Origin of the sequence: Streptomyces synnematoformans (genome assembly GCF_039531005.1) — a bacterium.
In the GTDB taxonomy this organism is placed as follows: domain Bacteria; phylum Actinomycetota; class Actinomycetes; order Streptomycetales; family Streptomycetaceae; genus Streptomyces; species Streptomyces synnematoformans.
In genome coordinates this window covers 1-23033 of the sequence record NZ_BAAAPF010000081.1, presented here as the reverse complement: position 1 = coordinate 23033, position 23033 = coordinate 1, and the positions used below count along the sequence as shown (strand labels likewise).

Below are 23033 nucleotides of genomic sequence, written 5' to 3'. Positions count from 1 at the left end.
CGGATCGCGCGCCGGCCCTGGGCGCCCCGCTCCCCGTGCCGCCCGCCGGCCCGGCGGCCGCCGGCCCCGCCGCGGGCGGCCCTCCGGCTCCGGGTCCCGGTGTCGTGCTCGAACTGCGGGGGGTGTCGTTCCGCTACGGGTCCCGCTCCGACGCCGTCATCCGCGGGCTCGATCTCGTCGTACGGGACGGGGAGCATCTGGCCGTCGTCGGGCCCAGCGGCATCGGGAAGTCGACGCTGGCGAGCCTGGCGGCCGGGCTCGTGACGCCCGCGACCGGCGAGGTGCGCCGGGTCGGGCGGCCCCTGCTGCTGCCGCAGGAGGCGTACGTGTTCGGCGCCACCCTCCGCGACAACCTCACCTATCTGTGCCCCTCCCCCGTCCGCGACGCGGAGCTCCGCCGCTCCGTGCAGGCGGTGGGCGCGGAGCCGCTCGTGGCGCGGCTCGGCGGGCTGGACGCGCGGCTGCGGCCCGCGGAGCTGTCGGCCGGCGAGCGGCAGCTCCTCGCGCTCGCCCGCGCGCACGTCGCGCCGCCCCGGCTCGCGCTGCTCGACGAGGCGACGTGCCACCTCGACCCGGCCGCGGAGGCCCGCGCGGAGCGGGCGTTCGCGCGGCGGCCCGCCGGCACGCTGGTGGTCGTGGCGCACCGCGTCGCGTCGGCGGCGCGGGCGGACCGGGTGCTGGTGCTGGACGGCCCGTCCGCGCTGGCGGGCACGCACGGCGAACTGCTGGCGCGCTCGCCGTTCTACCGTGAGCTGACCGGTGCGGGCACCGGAGGCGCGACCGCCGGCCACCGGCCCGTGCCGGCGCACCCCGGGCCCTGACCCGAACGGCATCCCGGGCCCAGGCCCCAAGCCCAGGATCCCGGCCGCCGGCCGCCGGGCCCGTCCGCCCCGGCTCCGCGGCCCGGGCGGACGGAGCCCGTCAGAGCCAGCCCGCGCTGTCGGCGATGCGGATCGCGTCGACCCGGTTGCGCGCGCCCGTCTTGCGGATCACCGCGGCGAGGTAGTTACGCACCGTGCCGCCGGCCAGATGCAGGTCGGCCGCGATCTCGGCGACCGGAGCACCCTCCGCCGCGGCGGCCAGCACGGCCAGCTCCCTGCTCGTCAGCGGCATGTCCGCGGCCCGCAGGAAGTCCCAGGCCAGCGCTTCGTCGATGTACCGCTCACCCGTCGCGACCCGCCGGATGGCGGCGATCATCCGCTCCGGGGCCGAATCCTTACTGACGAAACCCCGCACATCCGCCTGCGAGGCACGCCGCAGCAGCCCCGGCCGCCCCGCCTCGGTGAGGATCACCATCCTTTCCGCGGCGGTGCCCGGAAGCCCGGACCACTCGCCGTCGCCGTCCACCACGCACACCTGCGCCTGCCAGTCGGCCGCCGGTCCGCGCGAGTGCGGCCAGGCCGTCGCGAGTACGTCTAAATCCTGTTCTCCTCCCAGCAGGGCGGCCAGCGCCGATCTGATGAGCATCGTGTCGTGTATCAGCAGCACGCGGATCACGGAGCCCCCCGGTCACGGTCGGTCCGCTTATGCATACACGGAGACACCGCCGGTTTGCGCACATAGTTCCGGACATCGTGGTGCGAGCAGAGCGCACAACCCGGCGGAACAGTCGCCCGCGCGCCCCCCTCCGGCCCTTGACACCTCGTCGGCCGTGGGCGGCGAAGGGCCGGCCACGCGCGGTGCGCGGCCGGCCCCCGGGTGGTCGGTGCTCCCGTCAGCCGCCGTCCGTTCCGGCGTCGGCGGCGTGCAGGGCCCGTTCGAGGATGTCCGCGCCCTCCTCGGCTTCGGCGACGGTCAGCGACAGCGGCGGCGCGATGCGCAGGGTCTCGCCGTACTTGCCGCGGCCGACGAGCAGCCCGCCGGCGCGGGCGTGTTCCAGCACCGCGGCGGCGTGCCCCGGCGTGGCCAGCTCGATGCCGATCATCAGGCCCCGGCCGCGCACCTCGCGGACCGAGGCGAGGCCCGCGGTGGCGGCGCGCAGCCGCTCGATGAGCAGGCCGCCGACGCGGCGGGCGTTGCCCTGCAGGTCGTGTTCCAGGACGTAGCCGAGGTTGGCCAGGCCGGCGGCCATGGTGACGGGGCTGCCGCCGAACGTGGACAGGGAGTTGGCGTCGAGGCAGTTCATGACCTCGGCGCGGGCGACGACGCCGCCGATGGAGGCGCCGTTGCCGATCCCCTTGGCGAAGGTGAGCATGTCCGGCGGGCCGTTGCCGGCGTGCGCCTGCCAGCCCCAGAAGTGGTCGCCGGTACGGCCCCAGCCGCTCTGCACCTCGTCGGTGATCCACAGGATGCCCTCCTCGGCGAGCACCTCGCGGAACGCGGCGTAGAGGCCGTCGGGCGGGGAGGTGAAGCCGCCGACGCCCTGGATCGGCTCGGCGATGAGGGCGGCGACGCCGCGGGTCTGGGACAGCATGTCGCGCAGGTCGGCGACGCAGGCGTCGATGAACGCGGCGTCGTCGAGGTGGGCGAAGGGGCCGCTGCCGCGGATGCCGCCGTGGACGTAGAGGGTCTGCAGCGGGGAGAGGCTGGTGGGCGACCAGGCGCGGTTGCCGGTGATGCCGACGGCGGTGAAGGAGCGGCCGTGGTAGCTGTTGCGCATGGCCAGCACCTGGTTGGAGCCGCGGTACGTGCTGGCCAGAAGCAGCGCGGTGTCGTTGGCCTCGGTGCCGGAGGTGGTGAAGAACACCCGCGCGTCGGGGATGCCGGAGAGCTGGGCGATGCGCTCGGCCAGCTCCACCATGGGGCGGTTGAGGTAGAGGGTGGAGGTGTGCAGGATGCGGCCGGCCTGCTCGGCGACCGCCTTGGTGACCTCCGGCAGGGCGTGGGCGGTCATGGTGGTGAGGATGCCGCCGAAGAAGTCGAGGTAGCGGTTGCCCTCGGCGTCCCAGACGTGCCGGCCCTCGCCGTGGGTGATCTCGATCGGCTCCGCGTAGTAGAGCGCGAGCCAGTCGGGCAGGACGGCCCGGTGCCGGGCGAGCAGGTCGCGGTGTGCGCCGCCGCCCCCGCCCGCGTTGCTCCCGGCGCTCACGGCTGCACCAGGTCCGCGTAGGCGTCCGGGCGGCGGTCCCGGTAGAAGGCCCACTGCTGCCGGACCTCCTCGATCATGCCGAAGTCGAGGTCGCGCACCACGAGTTCCTCCTCCTTGTCGCTGGCGACGTCCCCGACGAACTGTCCGCGCGGGTCGACGAAGTAGCTGGTGCCGTAGAAGTCGTTGTCGCCGTACTCCTCGACGCCGACGCGGTTGATGGCGGCGACGAAGTACTCGTTGGCGACGGCCGCCGCGGGCTGCTCCAGCTGCCACAGGTACGCCGACAGGCCGCGGGAGGTGGCCGAGGGGTTGTAGACGAGCTGGGCGCCGCCGAGGCCGAGGGCGCGCCAGCCCTCGGGGAAGTGCCGGTCGTAGCAGATGTAGACGCCGACCTTGCCGACGGCGGTGTCGAAGACCGGCCAGCCGACGTTGCCCGGCTTGAAGTAGTACTTCTCCCAGAAGCCCTTGACCTGCGGGATGTGGTGTTTGCGGTACTTGCCGAGCACCGTGCCGTCGGGGTCGATGACGACGGCGGTGTTGTAGTAGAAGCCGGACTGCTCGACCTCGAAGACGGGGACGACCACGACCATGCCGGTCTCGCGGGCGAGCGCCCGCATGCGTACGACGGTGGGCCCGTCCGGCACCGGCTCGGCCCAGCGGTAGTGCTCGGGCTCCTGCACCTGGCAGAAGTACGGGGCGTTGAAGACCTCCTGGAAGCCGATGATCGCCGCGCCGCGGGCGGCGGCGGCGCGCGCGTGCTCCTCGTGCTTCGCGATCATCGACTCGGTGTCGCCGGTCCACGTCGCCTGGACGAGTGCGGCGCGTACAACGTTGGCCATGGCTGCTCCTCCTCGGACGGGACGCCGGAGGCTTCTACGCACGTAGAAGCCGGGGCGGATGTCTGAACGTAAGTCGCCGCGGGAGCGCTGGCAAGAGCGGCGCACCGAACGGCGGGGGTCGGGACGGCCGGGCTCAGGCAGAGTCGGGCGCGCCGGGCAGGCCGACGGAGCGCAGCGCGTGGGCGAGCCGGCGGTACCGCTGGGAAGGCCCGCGGCGGGCGGCACGCAGCAACTGCGGCACGAGCCGGCCGGGGTCGGCGCCGGCCAGTTCGACGGCCTCGTCGCTGCCGCGGGTGGCGGCGAAGACGTCGAGCAGTTCCTCCGACTCCCGATCGCGGCCGGCGCGGTGGAGGCCGGAGAGGATCGCGGTCAGCTCGGGTACGGGCCGGGCGGCGGCGTGCCGGACGAGCTGGAGCGCCTCGCGCGTACGGCCTGCGGCGGCGAACGCGTCCGCGGCTCCGGTCAGCCCCTCGGGGGGCAGCGCGGCGGCCTCCCACAGGAGGGTCGCCACCTCGGCTGCTCCGACGGTGCGTTCCAGTTCGGCGACGAGGTCGGGCAGCACCTCGGGCGGGCCCGCCGCAGCGGTGCTGAGCCGGGCGTACGCCTCGCCGGTACGGCCCGCGTCACGCAGGGCGGCCACGGTGGCGGCGGTCTCGTCGGCGAGCCGCCGCCCGGCGGCTCGCCGGGCGGCGGCCCGGTCGGCTTCCGCGGCGTCCTTTCGTCGCCGCCCACCGCCCTCGTCCCCGGCCCCGGCGAACCGGGCGCCACGGGGCGGTGGTGCGGCAGGCACGGGGGTGGCACCGCGGGTGGACTCCTGGGTACCGCCCGCGGGCGGGGCATCCGTCCCCGAGGTTTCGGAGCCGGGGAAGCGTGCGCTCCGGGGCGGGGGCGCCACGGCTGCACCGGCTTCAGCCCCGGAGCTGTCGGCGCCGCCGGAACCGGGCGCGCAACCGGCACCGGCCGCACCCGCGGCACGCTCGGCACCGCTCCCGGCGGCACCCGGCGGCACGCCCTCGTACGCACCGCCCACGGCGGGCAGCACCGGCGGCGGCGCCGACGCGGCTCCGGCGAACCGGGCGCCCCGGAGTGCCGCCGGGGGCGGTGGTACAGGCTCCCGTCCCGCCGCCTGCCGATCCAGCGCCTCGATCCGGCCGCGCAGCTCCGCACAGCGGGCGGACGCGCGGCTGACGTCGTCGCACACCCAGGCCAGCTCGTCCTCCAGTTGCTGCACGGTCCAGGGATTCGGCTCCACCGCCAGGCGGGCGCGCAGCCGCTCGGCACCGTCTTCCGCCGCGCGGTGCTCCGCGAGCCGGGCGCGGAGCGCCGCGGTCAGGGCGGCGCGGTCGGGGCGGCGGGCGTCGTGGGCGGCGACGGCGGCTCGGTGCAGGTCGCGGGCGCGCGGCAGCGCCACGTCCGCCGCCCGCCGGTCGCCGTGCTCGGCCAGGTCGTGCAGCAGCGATCCGACGACGTCCCACGGGGGCAGCACGGACCCCTCCAGGCAGGCGCGCAGTCCGTCCGGATCGCCGCGGCGAAAGACTCCGTACCAGCCGGTCTCCTCGTCCAGCCACTCCGTGATATGCCGTAAGAATCGTGCCAGTTCCGCCATTTCCGGCGGCAGTGCTCTTTCCGCCACGGCGGGCATTCGACACCCGGTTTATTTCGTCCGCGCTACGGGGGCTTTACGGTCGCGGCAACCGGAACGCGAGTGACGGCGGTCTCGAACAACGATACGGGTGCCCGCTAGCATGCCCGGTCATGAGTGAACCGATCCTCGTCCTCGTCTCGGCCGCCGCCGGCCTCGTGGTCGGCGCCGCGCTCGGGTGGTACGCGCGCGGCGCCCTCAGCGGGCGCCGCCAGCGGCGCCGGGAGCGCTTCTTCGGGCTGCCGCGCAACTCGGAGACCCTGGTGGTGGTGAACCGGGACGCCGGCGGCGGGGACTGGAGCGTGGCCAAGCACGACGCGCTCGCCCTGCTGGAGCTGTCCGCGGTGATCAAGTCCTGCGGGGCGCACGTGCAGGTCGTCGCGCAGGACACGGCGCAGCAGACGTTCGGCGACCGCACCGAGTTCTGCGTCGGCACCCCGATATCCAACCGCCGCATGGCCGCGCACATGCAGTCGCTGCTGCCGGGCGTACGGGTCAACACCGACCCCGAGCCGGGCCCCGACCGGGGCGCGTTCGCCGTCGGCACCGAGCGCTACCGGCTGGAGAACGGGGTGAGCGAGCACGTCCTCCTCGCCCGGCTGGCCGCCGGCCAGGAGGCCCGGCCGGTGTTCCTCTCCTGCGGGCAGCGCTCCATCACCAACCAGGCGGCCATGCGCTACCTGGTGAAGAACGAGAACCGGCTGAACCGCAAGTACGGCAACGGTTCCTTCGTGCTGCTGCTGAAGGTCGTCAACTCGCAGTCGTACGGACCCGATGTGGTGGAACTCGTCGGGGACGTGACCAAGCAGGCGCAGTCGCCGCTCGCCCAGCAGGCGGGGAAGCACGGCAAGTCGTGACGCCGTCCCGCCGCGCGCAACCTAGGTACGCATTCTCTCCCTGAGTACCTAGCCTGTCGGGCGAGTTGCGGGAGAGGAGCCCCCGGTATGGGCGACGCCAGGCCGGTGTACCAGCGCATCGCCGACGATCTGCGCGAGCGGATCGACGGCGGCGAGCTGTCCGTGGGGGCGCAGATCCCGTCGCGCTCCCAGCTCAAGCGCGCGTACGCGGCGAGCGACCAGACCGTGGACCGGGCCGTACGGGTCCTCAAGGCCGCCGGCTACGCCCAGGGGCAGTTCGGCCGCGGCGTGTTCGTCGCCGACCGCACCCCCGTGGGCAGCCTGCTGCGCAGCACCGGCGCGGTCGACTCCCCCTTCAACGCCCGGCTCGTGCCGGACGGCGTACCGCTGGCGTGGGAGGCGGTCTCCGCGCCCACGCCCGCGCCGCGGCAGGCCGCGCGGCGGCTCGGCATCCCCGCGGGCGACCGGGTGATGTGCACGCACTACGAGTACCTGGCCGACCGCAAACCCGTGCAGCTGGCCGTCAGCTGGGAGCCGCTGGCGCTCACCGACGGCACGGACGTCGTCTTCCCGGAGCGCGGGCCGTACGCCCGGCGCGGGGTGCGCGGGCGGTTCGCGGCGATCGGGATCCGGGTGGTGCGGGCCGCGGAGCTGGTCGGTTCGCGGTCGGCGACGACCGCGGAGGCGGAGGCGCTGGGGTGCGCGCCCGGGCAGTGCGTGACGGCGGTGGAGCGTACGCACTACGACGAGCACGGCCGGGCGGTGGAGACGTCCGAGGCGGTGGTGCGGGCCGACCGCTGGCGGCTGGAGTACGACGTCACGTTCACCTAGGGCCGGCGCCGGCGGCGCGGCCCCCGGGCGCGGGGGCCCGTGCCGGCGCACGGCCCCCGGGCCCGTCGCGGCCGGGCTCAGCCCTCCGCCACCTCGCCGTACATCTGCGACAACTCGGGCGCGCCGTTCGCCGCCCACTCGGCGCCGATCTGCAGCACGTCCATGTCCCACCCCGACGACAGCCGCACGACCGGCATGCCGTCCTCCGTGTCGAGCACCCACTCCGACCCCGGGACCGTCCGCACGATCACCGTGCCCAGGTACAGCCCCGCGTCGCTGCCCAGCCAGGGCGTGACCTCCGGATCGTCCCGCCAGCGGGGCAGCAGTTGGTCCAGCTCCTCCAGCGACCGCGGCGTGTCGTCCAGCTCCACGCCCGCCGACTCCGCCTGGACGCGCAGCAGTTCGCACTCGCTGAGCAGTTCCGTCACGCCTTCCTGGTCGACCGGCGTCTCCACGTCGGACGTCCGCGGCTCACGCGCGGCGCCGTGTCGTCTGCGCCAGTTGTCAAGGAAGGAGATGTTCATGCGTCCACCCTCGCATCCGGGCAGGTAGCAGCACCACAGGCGCGCGGGTCCGATTCGCTCACCAGGTGTTTCCCGGCGGGCCGTCTTGACCGCTCAGCGGGCGTGGGGAAGGCGGGACGCGCGTTGCGCCGGCGCAGGTCGACTGCGCGCCGGGGGACGTGGCGGCCGCTGCGGAGGCCCCCGGAAGACGGTTGCGGACACCGCGGGCAGAGGGCCGGCACCGCCGTCTTCCCCGGACTGAGCCTGCACGGGTACGCGCTGGGTGCGGTGCCCGGCGATGTGCCGGTCCCCGCGCACGACGCCCGGCCGTCCGAGCTGTCCCGGCCGGGGCCGGATGTGCTGATCAGCTACCAGAGGAGTCCTTCGCGGAGGTCCTCACCACCGACTCACGACCGGGAGTCACCCGGCCTGAAGGTACTCAAGGACGACCGGAACCACTTCACGACCGAGCCCGCCGGCCCGGCCGTACGGGAGGAGCCGCTCGGGGGGAGAACCCGCAGCTGAAGGAGCTGGCCGACGAGCCGGCGGCAAACTGACCGAGGAGACCGTCATCGACCTGCTCGACATGGTCGACCGCCGGGGACACACCGCCGATGAGGAGGCGCTGCACTTCATGCGCGCCAACGGGCTCATCGGCTCGTGAGCTTCCGCCCGCCGGACGACGGAACTTCGGCAGCCGTGTTTCGACCGTGGGCCCAGAGCCCCGGGGCCGGGAGCGTCGGCCGGACGTCGTGCTCCGCGCCCCCTCCGCGAAGTGCTCACCGCTTGGGGAGGGCCGGCGCGGACGTCGGGACGCCCGGGGCGTGGAAGGCGAACTCCGCGCCGCGCTCCTCATAGAGCCGTGCGTAGCGCTCAACCTTGTCCCGGTCCAGCTCGATCCCGAGGCCCGGTCCCGTGGGAGCCGCGAGGCCCCCGGCCGAGTAGTTCTCCGCCGGGCCGCCGAAGCCCGCCGTGACGTCGTCCGCCAGCAGAGCGCCGTACGCCTGATTCGCGTAGCGGAAGTTCGGGGTGGCGGCGAGTACGTGCAAGGAGGCCGCCAGCGCCACGCCCAGTTCGCCCAGGCTGTGCTTCACCACCGGCAGGCCCGCCGCCTCGCACAGACCCGCGGAGCGCTTGAGGTTGAGAAGGCCGCCGTCCATCTGGTGGTCCACGGACAGGGCGTCGGCCGAGCCGTGCCGGATCACCGCGAGCTGGTCCTGCCGGGTCCAGCTCGCCTCGTTTGCCAGCAGCGGCACGCCGATGCGCTCGCGCACGCGGGCCATCTCCGGCAGGTTGCGCCCGGACACCGGCTGCTCCACGAACTCCAGGCGGTACTCCCGCAGCCGCCGTACGAGCTGCACGCATGCGCCCGTCGACCATGCCTCGTTGGCGTCCACGCGCAGGCACATCGCGTCCCCCGCACCCGTCCTCAGGGCCGCCACGCGGGCCACGTCCCGGTCCGGGTCGTCCGAGCCGACTTTGAGATAGCAGGTGGAGAAGCCGAGCTCCGCGGCCCGGGCTCCCTCCTGCGCCACCTCTTCCGGCCGCTCCTTGGCGACGTAGTACAAGAACGGGACCCGGTCGTGGAAGGTCCCGCCGAAGAGGTTGACGAGCGGCTCACCGCACGCCTGGCCCAGCAGGTCCCAGCACGCGGCCTCCACGGCCGCGATCGCCGGGCTGGTGGCCCTGACGTGGTGCCAGGTCCCGACCAGGTCGATGCGGTGGATCAGCGCCTCGATGCGGCGCGGGTCCGCTCCGGTCACCAACGGCTCGACGGTGCGCAGCGAGGCCAGCACGATGTCCGCCGACGGGTACGCGGCGGCCTCGGCCAGGCCGGTCAGGCCCTCGTCGGTGTCCACCTCGACGAGCACGCTGACCTGGCCGGTGCGCCGTCCGTACGCCCAGACCTCGTCGTACCGGTAGGGGACGGCGACGGGTGTCGCCCGGATGGCGGTGATCCGCATGGAGACCTCCTGGCTGGCGTGGAGAGGGGCAGAGGGGTCAGAGGACGGTGAGATCGCGGGGCGTGGCGGTGAGCCTCTCGCAGCCGTCCGCGGTGACCAGGACCGTGTCGGAGACGACGTGTCCGAGCGGTCGTGTCGTCCACGACATGAGGTGGAAGGTCATGCCCTCGCGGACCACGGCGCGCGAGTCCGCCCGGAGGCCGAGCACGTCGCCGCCGCCCACCCAGCTGGGCGGGAAACCGATACCCACGAGGTAGCCGCAGTGGTGGCGCAGCGGTGGCCGCCGACCCGTGCGGGACGGTCCCCCGGCGGTGACCGCCTCCTGCCAGGCGGTGTAGACCGCCGCGGCGGTGGCGCCGGGGCACAGCGCCGCTTCAGCAGCGCGCAGGCCCGCCAGCGCGGCGGCGTGCGCCCTCTTGGCGCCGGGCGGGGTGCGGCCGAGGTAGACGGTGCGGCTCAGGGGGGCGTGATAGCGCTGCACGCACCCCGAGAGCTCCACGAACAACCCTTCGCCGGGCCGCAGCTCGCGTCCGGACCACGTCACATGCTCCTGGTCGAGCGCCGCTGTCGGCCGGACGAGGGGGGCGAAGCCGGGCGTCTGCCCGCCCTCGGCGATCATCGTGTGCACGGCCTGGGCCGCGACCTTCGTGTCCGTGAGGCCGCCGCCGTTCCCACGGCCGGTCGCGCTCCCGCCGCCCGCCGCCGCCAGCGCCGCCGCCATGGCCAGGTCGCTGATCCGCGCCGCCTGCCGCGTGCACGCGATCTCCGCGGGGGACTTCACCGCCCGCCGGTCGCGCAGCATCGTGGTCACGTCGTGCACCGTCGCGCTGGGAACAGCCGAAGCGATCTGCGCGTCCAGCACCGGGGGAAGGAACATGCCGCTGCGTTCGAGCCCCACCCTGCCGCCCCGCGGCACGACCCCGGCAAGCACGACCGCGATCTCCCGGGCGGGCCCCGCCCCGTCGAGGAAGGCCCGGTGCCGCAGCCAGGGCACCTGCGCCCGCAGGGTGGGGCGTTCCATCGCGCGGGCCACCAGCACAGGGGCACCGTCATGCGGGATGACGAGCAGCGTGAACGCGAAGTATCCGAGGTGGTCGAGGCCGGCGTAGTAGTAGACGCTCTCCGGGCTGGTCAGCGCCACCACGTCGAGCCCCCGCCGGTGCATCTCGGCGCGCAGCGCCGCCAGCCTTCGCCGCCGCTCGGCATCCGGCCGCGATCGACGTGTCCGTCCGGTCCTGTCCGTCACCGTCACCGTCACCGTCACACGGAAAGCGTGCGCCCGACGGGGCGTAAGAACCAGCGACGATTTCTGATGCCGGCCGTTAGTCTGACTACATGCTTGAGGTGAGGCGCCTCCGGCTGCTCCGCGAGCTCTCCCTGCACGGCACGATCGCCGCGACCGCACGGGCGTGTTCCCTGACTCCTTCGGCGGTGTCGCAGCAACTGTCCGCGCTGGAGCGGGAGATCAGGACGCCGCTGTTCGTCCGGGACGGCCGCAGGCTGGTGCTGACACAGGCGGCGCAGGTGCTCGTCGCGCACACCGAGTTCATCCTGGCCGACCTCGAAGCGGCCCGCGCCGGGGTGGCCGCGCTCAAGACGACCGTGCAGGGTGTCGTCCGGCTCTGCGCGTTCCCCACGGCGGCGAGCGCGCTCGCCGCGCCGGCCATCGCGTCGTGCCGCCGGCGCCATCCGGACCTGCGACTGCTGCTGGAGGAGCGGGAGACCCCGGAGGCGCTCAACGCGCTCCAGGCGGGCGACATCGACATCGCACTGGTGTATGACTACAGCTTGTTGCCCCGCCCGTCCCGCCGCGGCGTGGAACTTCTGCCGCTGGCCACCGAATCGATGCTCGCCGCTCTCCCCGCGGACGCGGGGGAGCCCTCCGGGCCGGACCCCGCCCCCGTCGACCTGGCCGACCTCGCGGACCGCCCGTGGATCTTTCCGCACAGCGACGCCGGACTGCGCCGCGCCATGGAACACGCCTGCAGCCTCGCCGGCTTCACCCCCGCGGTGGACTACACCAGCAACGACTACACCGTCATGCTGGCCCTCGTCCAAGCCGGCCTGGGGGTCTCCCTGGTGCCCCAGCTGGCGCTGGAATCGGTGACCGCCGACCTCCGCCTCCACCCGGTGACCCGGCCCGGACTCACGCGCACGGTCTCGATCGCCCTGCGCCGCGGCACCGCCGCGGACCCGGCCCTGGCCGCGGTGGCCGCCGCGCTCCGAAAGGCGGCCGACGGCCTCGGGCTGGCCCGGTCGTAGTACCTCGGTCAGCCGGCCGGACGGGAATGCCGGCCGGCACCGCCTTGCGCCGCCGGGCACCGCACCTTCCCGGCCAGGACATGACGCCGCTCAGCCCATGGCGAAAACGCCCTAGAGGTCGAGGTCGGCGACGACGGGGGCGTGGTCGGACGGGTTCTTGTCCTTGCCCGGCCGCCGCGCCTCCCGGTCGACGTAGGAGTCCCGGACGGCGGCGGTGAACGACGCGTTGCCGTAGATGTGGTCGATGCGCATGCCCTTGTTCTTCTGGAAGCCGAGCTGGCGGTAGTCCCAGAAGGTGAAGGGGATGTCGTACTTCAGCGCGCGCGGGTACACCTCGCTGAGGCCGGCGGACTTCCGCAGCTCGACGAGCGCCGCGCGCTCGGCCTCGCTGACGTGCGTGTGCCCGTCGAAGAGGGAGATGTCCCAGACGTCCTCGTCCTTGGGCGCCACGTTGTAGTCCCCGAGGAGGGCGAAGGGGCGCTCGCCCGGGGCCTCTTCCGCGGCCATGGCGCGCAGCGCCTCCAGCCAGCGCAGCTTGTACGCGTAGTGGGCGTGCCCGACGTCGCGGCCGTTCGGCACGTACAGCGACCAGACGCGCGCGGGGCCGGCCGTCGCGGCCAGCGCGCGGGGCTCGGTCGCGCCCTCGTACTGCGGCTGGCCCGGCAGGTCCTCGGTGACGTCGGCGAGGCCGACCCGGGAGACGACCGCCACCCCGTTCCACCGGCCGTCGGCGCGGATCGCCGCCTCGTACCCGAGGTCGGCCAGCGCGGCACCCGGGAAGGCCTCGGCCGTGCACTTCAGCTCCTGGAAACACACCACGTCGGGCGCGGTCTCCTCAAGCCACTGCAGGATGCGGGGCAGCCGGGGATTGATCCCGTTGACGTTCCACGTAGCGATGCGCACAGCCATGCCGACAACCTACCCCGCGGCACCGACAGCGGGCCCCGGGGTCTCCCGGGGGTCCCCCGGGCCGGCTACAGCGCCAGGCTCGCCCCCGGGTCGAGGCGGATGTGCTCCGCGCCGCCGACGCCCGGCCCGTCCGGGCCCAGCATGCGGTCGTAAACCAGCGGCGCGAGGTCGGAGAGCAGCCCGTCGTGGACGTCGACCGCGCGCCGCGGGGCGACCTCGCGGACGTAGTCGATGACCTCGGAGAGCTTGTTCCACGGCGCCATGACGGGCAGCAGCAGCGTGTCGACGCCCCCGTCCGGAACGGTGAGCGCGTCGCCGGGGTGGAAGACGGCGCCGTCCACGAGGTAGCCGACGTTGGTGATCCGCGGGATGTCCGGGTGGATCACGGCGTGCCACTGGCCGTGCACCTCCACCTCGAAGCCGGCCGCGCTGACCACGTCGCCCTCGCCGACGGTGTGCACCCGCCCAGGGTACGCCCCGGAGAGCCGCTCAGCGACGCTGCGCAGCGTCCACAGCCGCGCCGCGGGGTCGGCGTCGAGCGCGGCGCGCAGCCGGCCCTCGTCGAAGTGGTCGGGGTGCTCGTGGGTGACGAGCAGGACGTCGGCGCCGAGCGCGGCGTCCTCCTCGCTGAAGCCGCCGGGGTCGACGACCAGCACCGCCCCGTCTTTGGCCAGACGGACGCAGGAGTGGCCCTTCTTCGTCAACTCCATGATGCCGGTGACAACTCCCTCGTCAGTACTCCGTCGTGGACACGGTACGCACCACGAGCTTCTCCGGGTCGGCCTTGTTGACGGCGATGGCCAGGTCCGGCCGGGCGCCGCTCTGCTGGAGTTTCAGCCCGTGCCAGTCGCCCCGGGCGAAGTCCCATCCGGCGGTCTCGGCCTGCTCGGGGGTGATGGGGTTGAAGCCGTCCCGCAGCCGGGGCAGGGGCGCGACGTCCGTGCGCGAGAACGTCGTCTCCAGGTACTCGTTCACCGACTGCTGCCGGCCGGTGAAGTCGACGTACAGGGCGCTGTCGTGCAGCGCGTTCTCCTCGTAGTAGCGGATGTTCCGGGCGCCGCCGGGGACGGGCACCTGGTAGATGCGCCGCAGCAGCCGCGGCGGCCAGCCGGCCTCCATGTCGGTGTAGGCGGCGCGCTCGGCCTTGTCGCGGCCGCTCTCGCGGCTCACCTGGGTGGAGAACCAGCCGTAGACCAGCGGGATGCCGACGAGCAGGGAGACGGCGAGGTACGCCTTCCAGGAGCGGTTGAGGCGGCGCGGGGGGCGTTGGGACATGTGCTCATTCTGTGCCGGACCGGGCTCGTTCCCGTACCCCGGGCGCTCGCCGGAGTCGTGGAGGGTCACTTGCCGACCACCTGCGCGAATCGTTCGTACCGTTCCACCCGCCGGCGGTTGGTCCGGCGGAACCTGCGGGCCACCAGCCGGGCGAGGTCCGCGGCGCCGACCAGGCCGGCGTCGTTGCCGAGGCGGGCGCGTACTATGCGCGCCTCCGGCCGGTAGCCGCGGCCGGTGAGGCTGCGGCCGAAGGCGTCCTGCGCGGGCCGGATGAGCAGGTCGTCGGCGGCGCTGACGCCGCCGCCGATGACGAAGCAGGAGGGGTCGAGGGCGGCGGCGAGGTTGGCGATGCCGACGCCGAGCCACTGGCCGATGTCCTGCAGCAGCTCTATGCACATCGCGTCGCCCTCGCGGGCCAGCTCGGTGATGAGCGGGCCGGTGATGTCGCCGACGTTGCCCTTGACCCGGTCGATGATCCCGTACGCGACCGGGGACTCGGCCGCGGCCAGCTCGCGGGCCTCGCGGACCAGCGCGTTGCCGGAGCTGTACTGCTCCCAGCAGCCGCGGTTGCCGCACGGGCAGCGGTGCCCGCCGGGCACCACCTGCATGTGGCCGAACTCCCCGGCCACCCCGTACTTGCCGCGCTTAACCTGGCCGTCCTCCAGGATCGCGCCCCCGATGCCGGTGCCGAGGGTGATCATGACGAGGTAGTCCTCGCCGCGGCCGGCGCCGAAGCGCCACTCGGCCCAGGCGGCGGCGTTGGCGTCGTTGTCGACCATCACCGGGACCCGGAGCCGCTCGGAGAGCGCGTCGCGCAGCGGCTCGTTCCGCCAGGACAGGTGCGGGGCGAAGAGCACCCGGCTGCGGTCGGTGTCGATCCAGCCGGCGGCGCCGATGCCGACGGCGTGCACGTCGTGGCGCTCGGAGAGGTCGAGGACCAGCTCGACGATCACGTCCTCGACGACCTTGGGGCTCTTGGACCTGTCGGGCGTCTCGGTGGTCGCACGCTCCAGGATGTGCCCGTCGGCGTCGACCACGCCGGCGGCGACCTTGGTGCCGCCGATGTCGACGCCGACGGCGGGCACCCGGGGCGCGGTCAGGTGCGAGCGCCGTTCGCGGTGGCTCACGCTGCGCAGCTCGGGGCGGCGGGCGGCGCGGCGGGGCGCCGGGGGCGGCGCGGCCGGGTTCACCGGCGCTCTCCGTCCGCCGCGGCGTCCCGGCGGGGGCCGCCGCCCCCGGGCCCCCGCGGGACGTGGCGGTGCGCCCGGCCAGACCACTGCGGGGCACGGAGGTGCTCACTGCGTGCACGTTCGCGCAAGGGGGCGTCCTCTCCCCTGTCGGTATCACTGACGGGGCCGATTCTGCCTTACGGGAGCCGGGTGCCGCATGGCGGTCGGGTGCGGACCGCGGCGCGGCGGCCCGCGCCCGCGCGGCCCGCCGTACGACGGCGGGACGGCCGGGCGCCCGTACGGCGCGGAACGGCGGGCCCCGCGGTCACCCCTCCGTGCCGGGCGGGCCGCCGTCCTCCGGGTCCCGCCGCAGCTCGTGGCTGAGCTGCTCCAGCTCGCTGCCGCCGGCCATCTGCCGGGTCAGCTCGTCCAGGGTGATGTCGGGCCGGGCGTGGCTGCCGGCCATGATCCCGCGCTTGAGCAGGATGAACCGGTCGCCGACGAGGTGGGCGTGGTGCGGGTTGTGGGTGATCAGCACGACGCCGAGGCCCTGGTCGCGGGCGGCGGCGACGTACTTCAGCACCACGCCGGACTGCTTGACGCCCAGCGCCGCGGTCGGCTCGTCCAGGACCAGCACCCGGGCGCCGAAGTAGATCGCCCGGGCGATCGCCACCGACTGCCGCTCGCCGCCGGACAGGGTGCCGATGGGCTGGTCCACGTCCCGCAGGTCGATGCCCATGCGCAGCAGCTCGGTGTGTGTGGTGGCGCGCATCTTCCGCACGTCGAGACGGCGCAGCGGGCCGCGGCCCAGGGTCGGCTCGGAGCCGAGGAAGAAGTTGCGCCACACGGGCATCAGCGGCACCACGGCGAGGTCCTGGTAGACGGTGGCGATGCCCCGGTCCAGCGCCTCGCGGGGGTTCGACAGCCGGGAGTCCCGGCCCGCGATGCGGAAGCTGCCGGCGTCGTGCCGGTGCAGCCCGGAGATGATCTTGATCAGGGTGGACTTGCCCGCGCCGTTGTCGCCGAGCACGCAGGTGATCTCGCCCGCGTGCACCCGCAGGGACACGCCTTCGAGCGCGCGGATGTTGCCGTAGTACTTGCTGACGTCGGCCAGCTCCACCAGGGGCCGGCCGTCGGCGGCCGGGCCGTCCGCGGCCGTGCCGCCCGGGGCGTTGCCGTCCGGGGCCTTCATGGTCATCTGGCCGCCTCCGCGCGCTTGCGTACCCAGGAGTTGAGGATCGTGGCGAGCAGCAGCATCGCGCCGAGGAAGAACCAGAACCAGTCCGAGTCCCACTGCGCGTAGACGATGCCCTGCTTGGCCATGCCGAAGATCAGCGCGCCGATCGCGGCGCCGATCGCCGAGCCGTAGCCGCCGGTCAGCAGGCAGCCGCCGATCACCGCGGCGGCGATGTAGTGCAGCTCAAGGCCGCGGCCCTCGGCGGACTGCACGACGCCGGAGAACGAGAACAGCAGGTGCTGGCCGGAGATCCAGGCGGCCACCGCGACGCCGAGGTAGAGACCGATCTTGGTGCGGTGGACGGGGACGCCGACCGCGCGGGCGGCGTTCTTGTTGCCGCCGACCGCGAAGATCCAGTTGCCCCAGCGGGTGCGCAGCAGGATCCACGTGGCCAGGGCGACCAGCGCGAGCCACCACAGGATCGTCACCCGCAGCTTGAACGAGCCGATGTCGAGGGACGAGGCGAAGAGCACGCGCGCCGACTCGAAGCCCTGCATGTCGTCGATGGCGTTCGTGGAGACCGTGCCCTGGATCCTCTTAGTGAGGCCGATGTTGGCGCCCCAGAGCATCAGGTACGTGCCCAGGGTGATGATGAAGCTGGGCAGCCCGGTGCGGATCAGCATGAAGCCGTTGAAGAAGCCGATGGCGAGGGTGACCAGCAGGGAGACGAGGACGCCCACCCAGACGTTGGCGGTCATCTCGTACGCGAACATCGTCGACGTCAGCGCCGCGGAGGTGACCAGCACCCCCGCCGACAGGTCGAACTCCCCGCCGATCATCAGCAGCGCCACCGGCACCGCCATGATGCCGATGGTGGAGGCCGCGTACAGGACGGTGTCGAGGCTGGACAGGAAGCTGTCCGCGATGAGGGCGAAGAAGAGGAAGACGGCGACGGCGCCGATCACCGAGCCCAGCTCGGGCCGGCCGAGGAACCGGTGCAGCGGGGACGCGTGCAGCAGGCGTTCGTCCGGCGCCTTGGCGTCCGCCGGAAGGGTGGTGGTCATCGGGTTCCCCGCTTCGTCCTGGTGTACGGCTGTCTGCGCGGGCTGCGCCTGCTCATGGGACTCCTCGCTCGGAGCGGCGGCGGTCCGCCCCCGCCCGGCGGCACGGCCGGGCGGGGGCGGACCGCAAGATCACCGGGTGCCGCGCTCCGTGAACTTCCTCAGCTCGGGCGCGTCCTCCTGGGTGACGATGGCCGGCCCGGTCAGCACGGTCTGCCCGCCGCCGATGACGTTGCCGTTCGTCTTGTACAGCCACAGCTCGTCGACCGCCAGATAGCCCTGGAGGTAGGGCTGCTGGTCCACGGCGAAGGTCAGCTCCCCGCTCTCCAGCGCCTTGGCCACGGCCCCGTTCAGGTCGAAGGTCGCGACCTCGGCCTCGCTGCCGGCGGCGCCCTTGGCCTCGACGGCCGCGGCGGCGACGTCCGCGTTGAGGGTGACGACCGAGTCGATGCTGCCGTCCGCCTCCAGCTCCGCCTGGATCCCGGAGAGGACGTTGGGCTTGCTCGCGCCGTCCACGGTGAGGTTCTCCACCGAGCCGGAGAAGGTCTCCTTCACGCCCGCGCAGCGCTGTTCCAGGCCGACGTTCCCCTGCTCGTGGACGACGCAGACCGCCTTCTTGCGGCCGCGCTCGTTCAGCTCCTCGCCGACCGCCTCGCCGGCGACCGTCTCCTCCTGGCCGATGTGGCTGAGGGCCCCGTACTCCTCGGAGTACTCCGCGCCGGAGTTGATCGTCACGACCGGGATGCCGGCGTCCACGGCGGCCCGCACCGCGCTCTTCATCGCCTCCGGCTTGGCGAGCGTGACGATGATGCCGTCGACCTTCTTGTCGACGAACGTCTGGACCAGCCGGGCCTGCTCGTCGTCCTTCTCGCTGTTGGCGTAGAGGAACTCCACGTTGTCCTTGGCGGCGGCCTGCTTGGAGCCGCTCTGCACGATGTCCCAGAAGGTGTCGCCGGGCGCGGAGTGGGTCACCATCGCTATCTCCATGCGCGGCGTGTTCACACCCCCGCCGCCGCCGGTGCCGCCGTCGTTCTCCTCGGCGTCCTTGCCGCCGGAGTCGCTGCAGCCCGCGACGGCGACGGCCAGCAGGGCGGTCGCCGCCGCCACGAACACACGCGTGCTACGGGCCATACGGCTGCGCGCCATCTGGATACCCGCCTTTCTTCCCAGGTCGTCCCCGGCCGCCCGCGTGGCGGCTGGAGGTGTTCTAGCCGGGGGCGGGGACCGAGTCAATGCCTTGTCCGATCATTCTGACCCGTGGCTACCCGCGAGTCACCCTGTGGGGTCCCCGCCGGGACCCCGGCGGGCCGCCGGCGGTCAGCCGCGGTCGAGCAGCTGGAACTCGAAGCTGTAGCGCGAGGCCCGGTACAGGTGGGAGCCGAACTCCACCCCGCGCCCCGTGTCGTCGTACGTGAACCGTTCCATGGTCAGCACCGCCGCGCCCTCCCGCTCGTCCAGCCGCTCCGCCTCCGCCGCCGTCGCCGGCCGGGCGCCGACCCGCTGGCGGGCGCTGTGCAGCGCGACACCGGCCCGGCGCAGCAGCCGGTACAGGCCCGTCGCCTCCAGCTCGTCGGCGCGCAGCCGGACCAGCTCGGCGGGCAGGTGGTTGCGGAGCACGGCGACCGGCTCCCCGTGGGTGAACCGCAGCCGGTCCAGCCGGACGACCTCCGTGCCCTCGGCGACGCCGAGGGCCGCGGCGACGTCCGCGGTGGCCTGCACCTCCGCCACCTCCAGCACCCGGGTGGCGGGCCGCTGGCCGGCCGCCTCCAGGTCGTCGTACAGGCTGGTCAGGCCGAGCGGCCGGCGCACCTGGCTGTGGACGACCTGGGTGCCGATGCCCCGGCGGCGGACGAGCAGCCCCTTGTCGACCAGCGACTGGATGGCCTGCCGCACGGTGGGCCGGGACAGGCCGAGCCGGGCCGCCAGCTCGATCTCGTTGCCGAGCAGGCTGCCGGGGGTCAGCGCCCCCTGCTCGATCGCCGCCTCCAGCTGCTGCGACAGCTGGAAGTACAGCGGGACCGGGCTGCTGCGGTCCACACCGAGCCGGAGGGCGGGGACGGGGACTGCGCCGCGCTTCGTCACGCTCCGGAGCGTAACGGCCGGGCCGGGCCACCGGAAGCCTTCACGTCCGGTTGTCCTGACAATTGACAATGCCGCTGGCCACGGGAGATTTTGAGCCCATGCGCATCGGACTTCTCGGCACCGGCAGGATCGGCGCCTTCCACGCGGCCGCGCTGCGGCGGCACCCCGACGTCACCTCGCTCGTCGTGACCGACGCGGACCCGCGGCGGGCCGCCGAGGTCGCGGCGCACACCGGCGCGGAGGCCGTCGCCACGCCCGCCGACGCGCTGGCCGCGGGGGTGGACGCCGTGGTGATCGCCGCCGCCACCGCCGCCCACGCGGAGCTGCTGGGCGCGGCGGCGCGGGCCGGGCTGCCGGTGTTCTGCGAGAAGCCGGTCGCCGTCGACCTGGCCGGCACCAGGGCCGCGCTGGCGGAGGTGGCGGCGGCCGGGATCGTGCTGCAGATGGGGTTCATGCGGCGCTTCGACGCGGGGTACGTGGCGGCGCGGGAGGCGGTGCGCGCGGGGCGCCTCGGGCGGCTGCACACCGTACGGACCGCGACCTCCGACCCGGCGCCGCCGCCCGCGGCGTACCTGCCGCTGTCCGGCGGGCTGTACCGGGACTGCGTCATCCACGACGTCGACGCGCTGCGGTGGGTGACGGGCCGGGAGGTCACCGAGGTGTACGCGGCGGGCTCGGACGCGGGCCCGCCGATGTTCCGCGCGGCAGGCGACGTCGACACCGCGGCGGCGCTGCTCACCCTGGACGACGGCACACTGGCCACCGCGACGGCCACCCGGGTGAACGGGGCGGGGTACGACGTGCGGATGGAGCTGGCCGGGGAGCGCGACCAGATCGCGGTGGGCCTGGACGAGCGGACACCCCTCACGTCCGTCGAGCCGGGCGTGCCGCCGCGGGACGGCAAGCCGTGGCAGGGCTTCCTGGAGCGCTTCGCGCCGGCGTACGAGGCGGAGCTGGCGGCGTTCGTCCGGGTGGTCCGCGGCGAGCTGGCCAACCCGTGCGACGGGGCGGCGGCGCTGGCGGCGCTGCACGTGGTGGAGGCGTGCGAGCTGTCCCGCCGGGAGCGCCGCCCGGTGCGGGTGGCGGAGATCGCGGCGGCGGCGTAGGACAGCGGGCGGCGGTACGGCGGGCGGGCGGTCAGGCCGCCGCCAGCCGGCTCAGGAGGTCGGCCGCGCGCTTGGCGACCTCCTCGCGGTCGCCGCCGGACAGCGCCGAGCCCATCCCGACGCCGACCGCGCCCGCCGCGATCCAGTCCGGGGCGTCGGCGACCGAGATCCCGCCGGTGGGCAGCACCGGCGCCTGCGGCAGCGCGGCCCGCACGTCCCTGACCCAGCCCGGCTCGTGGGCGGCGGCGGGGAAGAGCTTCAGCACGTCCACGCCCAGTTCCAGCGCGCGCACCGCCTCGGTGGGGGTGGCGACGCCGGCGAAGACCGGGATGCCGTACCGGTGGGCGGTGGCGACGACGCCCTCGTCGAGGTTGGGCGCGACGAGGTAGCGGGCGCCGGCGTCGACGGCCAGCCGGGCGGAGGCGGCGTCCAGGACCGTGCCGGCGCCGATGACCGCCTCCGCGCCGACCTCGCGGCGCAGCGAGGCGACCAGCTCCAGCGCGAAGGGCGTGGTCAGCGAGATCTCCAGGCTGGTGATCCCGGCGGACAGCAGCGAGTCGGCGGTGGCGGTGGCGCCGTCGTAGGTGTCGCTGCGGACGATGGCGACGACCCGCTGCTCCAGCGCGGCCCGGGTGATCTCCCAGCGGTACACGGTGCTCCTCCGGCGGTTTTCTCTGGGGGTGCGGGCGGGGGCGGCGCTCAGCGGTGCACCGCGTCGCCCCCGGCGGTGAACGCGGCGAGCGCGCGGTCGCGCGCGGCGGCAGTCGGCAGCCCGTCGGTGTCGGTCACGGTCTGGATGACGAGGGCGGCGACGCACGCGCCCTCGGCGAGCGCGCGGTCCAGCGGCAGGCCGCGCAGCCGCGCGGACAGGAACCCGGTGGCGAAGGCGTCGCCGGCGCCGACGGGGTCGGCGAGTCGCACGTCGTAGGGCGGCTGGTCGACGCGCGTGCCGTCGGCGGTGAGCGCGGTGGCGGTGTGGTCGGCGCGCTTGATCACGACGGTGTCCGTACGGCCGCGCAGCAGCCGGGCGGCGGCGGCGTCGGCGGATTCGCCGGTCAGCAGCTCCAGCTCGTCGTCGCCGGCGAGCAGCAGGTCGGCCTCGGCGAGCAGCGGGCCCACCACCTCGGCCCAGTGCTCGGGGCCGGCGAGCTTGCGGCGGACGTTGGGGTCGAAGGAGACCAGGGCGCCGGCCGCGTGGGCGAGTTCGACCAGCTTGGCCGTCGCCTCGGCGGCGGACGGCGACAGGATCGGCGTGATCCCGGAGAGGTGCAGCACCCGCACGCCCGCCGTGATCTCCGGGCTGATGTGCTCGGGCGCGAGGCGGGAGGCGGCGGAGCCGGCGCGGTAGTACTGCACGTCGATGGCGCGCTGCGGGTGGCTGTCGCGGAGCAGCATGCCGGTGGGCGCGTCGGGGTCGACGTCGGCGTACGAGACGTCCACGCCGTCCGCGCGGAGCTGGGCCAGAACGGCCTCCCCGGCGGGGTCCGCGCCGACGCGGCCGAACCAGCGCACCCGGTGGCCGAGCCGGGAGAGCCCGGCGGCGACGTTCGACTCGGCGCCGCCGACGGCCCGGCGGAAGTTCACGGCGCGCGCCAGCGGCATCCCGGGCTCGGCCAGCATCAGCAGCATGGCCTCACCGCAGGTCAGCACCTCCGGTGCGGATTCCGCCATCGGTTCCTCCACGGTGGTGGGGAGCGGTCGTTCCCCGAACGTTATCCCGATCGGCGTGCGGTCCGGTACGGCGGGGGCGCGGGGCGGGCCGGTGCGCGGGGCGGCTCCGGGCCCGGCGGGCGCCCGCCGGTGGTTCGCCGGGGCGACGTGAGTCCATGGCGGAGCGCGGTTAAGTCCATTGCCTCCGGGGCCGGTCGGGGCGACGCTCGACGCTGCGTGACGTGTGCACTACACCCCCGAGATCCCGGAGGTTCCGGATGCCCGTCTCCCGCCCGGCCGTCGTCGGTGCCGTACTCCTGGCCCTGGGCCTGAGCCCGCTCGCCGCACCGCCGGCCGCCGGCGCGCCACCGCCGCCGGCCCGGCCCGGTGACATCAGCCCCACCCCGCGTTCCGTCGGACCGCGCGGCGACAGCGTCACCGTGACCCGCACCGTCACCCTCGTCACCGGGTCCGAGCCCGACAAGCCCGCGCTGGCCGTCGCCGAGAAGGCGCTCCGCGACGCCGGCGCCCGGGTCGTCGTACGCGCCCGGACCGCCCCGCGCGACGGCCGCGGGCTCACCGTCTACCTCGGCGGCCCCGGCGCCAACCCCGTCTCCGACGCCGCCCTCGCCGCGCTCGGCGTCGGCGGCACCGCCGGGCTGCCCATCGGCGGCTACG

22 protein-coding genes and 1 pseudogene are annotated in these 23033 nt (G+C 74.4%); 6 read left to right on the top strand and 17 right to left on the bottom strand.

The features are described from left to right. A partial coding sequence (locus ABD317_RS14960; protein ID WP_344290474.1) for an ATP-binding cassette domain-containing protein occupies positions 1–821 on the top strand: 821 nt, incomplete at its 5' end. Positions 822–921: 100 nt separating this feature from the next. Here ABD317_RS14960 and ABD317_RS14955 read toward each other — a convergent pair. From ABD317_RS14955 to ABD317_RS14940, 4 genes are all read right to left on the bottom strand, one after another. Continuing rightward, positions 922–1497: a LuxR C-terminal-related transcriptional regulator gene (locus tag ABD317_RS14955; RefSeq protein WP_344290473.1), complete on the bottom strand. Its 576-nt coding sequence runs from the start codon at positions 1495–1497 to the stop codon at positions 922–924. Between the two features lie 217 nt (positions 1498–1714). Beyond that, positions 1715–3028, bottom strand: coding sequence for an aspartate aminotransferase family protein (locus tag ABD317_RS14950; protein ID WP_344290472.1), 1314 nt, complete (start codon positions 3026–3028; stop codon positions 1715–1717). Next, positions 3025–3867 carry a nitrilase-related carbon-nitrogen hydrolase gene (locus tag ABD317_RS14945; protein WP_027752365.1) on the bottom strand — a complete coding sequence of 281 codons (843 nt, stop codon included), beginning with the start codon at positions 3865–3867 and terminating at the stop codon, positions 3025–3027. The genes ABD317_RS14950 and ABD317_RS14945 overlap by 4 nt, the downstream gene beginning before the upstream one ends. 133 nt (positions 3868–4000) lie before the next feature. Continuing rightward, the gene (locus tag ABD317_RS14940) at positions 4001–5500 is read right to left on the bottom strand and encodes a hypothetical protein (protein ID WP_344290471.1); all 1500 of its coding nucleotides are present in this window, start codon (positions 5498–5500) and stop codon (positions 4001–4003) included. A 122-nt stretch (positions 5501–5622) separates the two neighbouring features. On the opposite strand from ABD317_RS14940, the gene ABD317_RS14935 reads away from it, so the two are divergent. Further along, positions 5623–6366 carry a hypothetical protein gene (locus tag ABD317_RS14935; protein ID WP_344290470.1) on the top strand — a complete coding sequence of 248 codons (744 nt, stop codon included), beginning with the start codon at positions 5623–5625 and terminating at the stop codon, positions 6364–6366. Between the two features lie 87 nt (positions 6367–6453). Continuing rightward, the gene (locus ABD317_RS14930; protein WP_344290469.1) at positions 6454–7197 is read left to right on the top strand and encodes a GntR family transcriptional regulator; all 744 of its coding nucleotides are present in this window, start codon (positions 6454–6456) and stop codon (positions 7195–7197) included. Positions 7198–7274: 77 nt separating this feature from the next. Here the strand turns inward: ABD317_RS14930 and ABD317_RS14925 are convergent, their stop codons facing one another. The 3 genes from ABD317_RS14925 to ABD317_RS14915 all read right to left on the bottom strand — a co-directional run bounded on the left by ABD317_RS14925 (position 7275) and on the right by ABD317_RS14915 (position 10928). After that, the gene (locus ABD317_RS14925; RefSeq protein WP_027752369.1) at positions 7275–7721 is read right to left on the bottom strand and encodes a DUF6278 family protein; all 447 of its coding nucleotides are present in this window, start codon (positions 7719–7721) and stop codon (positions 7275–7277) included. A 758-nt stretch (positions 7722–8479) separates the two neighbouring features. Next, on the bottom strand, positions 8480–9664 hold the full coding sequence (locus ABD317_RS14920; RefSeq protein WP_344290468.1) for a mandelate racemase/muconate lactonizing enzyme family protein: 1185 nt from the start codon (positions 9662–9664) through the stop codon (positions 8480–8482). A gap of 37 nt (positions 9665–9701) precedes the next feature. After that, positions 9702–10928, bottom strand: a complete 1227-nt coding sequence (locus ABD317_RS14915) for a M24 family metallopeptidase (RefSeq protein WP_344290467.1) — start codon at positions 10926–10928, stop codon at positions 9702–9704. A gap of 71 nt (positions 10929–10999) precedes the next feature. Here ABD317_RS14915 and ABD317_RS14910 point away from each other — a divergent pair, with 71 nt between their 5' ends. Beyond that, entirely contained in the window at positions 11000–11926 is a 927-nt protein-coding gene (locus ABD317_RS14910) for a LysR family transcriptional regulator (protein WP_344290466.1), read from the top strand. Between the two features lie 111 nt (positions 11927–12037). Here ABD317_RS14910 and ABD317_RS14905 read toward each other — a convergent pair whose 3' ends face one another. The 8 genes from ABD317_RS14905 to ABD317_RS14870 form a co-directional block, all read right to left on the bottom strand. Continuing rightward, complete coding sequence (locus tag ABD317_RS14905; protein WP_344290475.1) at positions 12038–12829, bottom strand: exodeoxyribonuclease III; 792 nt, start codon at positions 12827–12829, stop codon at positions 12038–12040. 71 nt (positions 12830–12900) lie between these two features. Continuing rightward, positions 12901–13545 carry an MBL fold metallo-hydrolase gene (locus tag ABD317_RS14900; RefSeq protein WP_027752373.1) on the bottom strand — a complete coding sequence of 215 codons (645 nt, stop codon included), beginning with the start codon at positions 13543–13545 and terminating at the stop codon, positions 12901–12903. A 22-nt stretch (positions 13546–13567) separates the two neighbouring features. After that, a complete protein-coding gene (locus ABD317_RS14895; protein ID WP_344290464.1) occupies positions 13568–14110 on the bottom strand; it encodes a hypothetical protein in 543 nt (180 codons plus the stop codon). Positions 14111–14175: 65 nt separating this feature from the next. Continuing rightward, the gene (locus tag ABD317_RS14890; RefSeq protein WP_344290463.1) at positions 14176–15300 is read right to left on the bottom strand and encodes an ROK family glucokinase; all 1125 of its coding nucleotides are present in this window, start codon (positions 15298–15300) and stop codon (positions 14176–14178) included. 304 nt (positions 15301–15604) lie between these two features. After that, positions 15605–16471, bottom strand: coding sequence for an ATP-binding cassette domain-containing protein (locus tag ABD317_RS14885; protein WP_425582369.1), 867 nt, complete (start codon positions 16469–16471; stop codon positions 15605–15607). Between the two features lie 2 nt (positions 16472–16473). Continuing rightward, a complete protein-coding gene (locus tag ABD317_RS14880) occupies positions 16474–17520 on the bottom strand; it encodes an ABC transporter permease subunit (protein ID WP_027752376.1) in 1047 nt (348 codons plus the stop codon). A 129-nt stretch (positions 17521–17649) separates the two neighbouring features. Continuing rightward, positions 17650–18648, bottom strand: a complete 999-nt coding sequence (locus ABD317_RS14875) for a sugar ABC transporter substrate-binding protein (RefSeq protein ID WP_344290461.1) — start codon at positions 18646–18648, stop codon at positions 17650–17652. 186 nt (positions 18649–18834) lie between these two features. Beyond that, entirely contained in the window at positions 18835–19599 is a 765-nt protein-coding gene (locus ABD317_RS14870) for a UTRA domain-containing protein (RefSeq protein ID WP_027752378.1), read from the bottom strand. Positions 19600–19697: 98 nt separating this feature from the next. Here ABD317_RS14870 and ABD317_RS14865 point away from each other — a divergent pair, with 98 nt between their 5' ends. Beyond that, complete coding sequence (locus ABD317_RS14865; protein WP_344290460.1) at positions 19698–20705, top strand: Gfo/Idh/MocA family protein; 1008 nt, start codon at positions 19698–19700, stop codon at positions 20703–20705. Between the two features lie 31 nt (positions 20706–20736). Here the strand turns inward: ABD317_RS14865 and ABD317_RS14860 are convergent, their stop codons facing one another. Together ABD317_RS14860 and ABD317_RS14855 are read right to left on the bottom strand one after the other, a co-directional pair. Then, on the bottom strand, positions 20737–21357 hold the full coding sequence (locus tag ABD317_RS14860; RefSeq protein WP_027752380.1) for a 2-dehydro-3-deoxy-phosphogluconate aldolase: 621 nt from the start codon (positions 21355–21357) through the stop codon (positions 20737–20739). Between the two features lie 47 nt (positions 21358–21404). Continuing rightward, entirely contained in the window at positions 21405–22376 is a 972-nt protein-coding gene (locus ABD317_RS14855; protein ID WP_344290459.1) for a sugar kinase, read from the bottom strand. Between the two features lie 257 nt (positions 22377–22633). On the opposite strand from ABD317_RS14855, the pseudogene ABD317_RS14850 reads away from it, so the two are divergent. After that, positions 22634–23033 (top strand): annotated as a pseudogene (locus tag ABD317_RS14850) (beta-N-acetylglucosaminidase domain-containing protein); the annotation flags it as partial.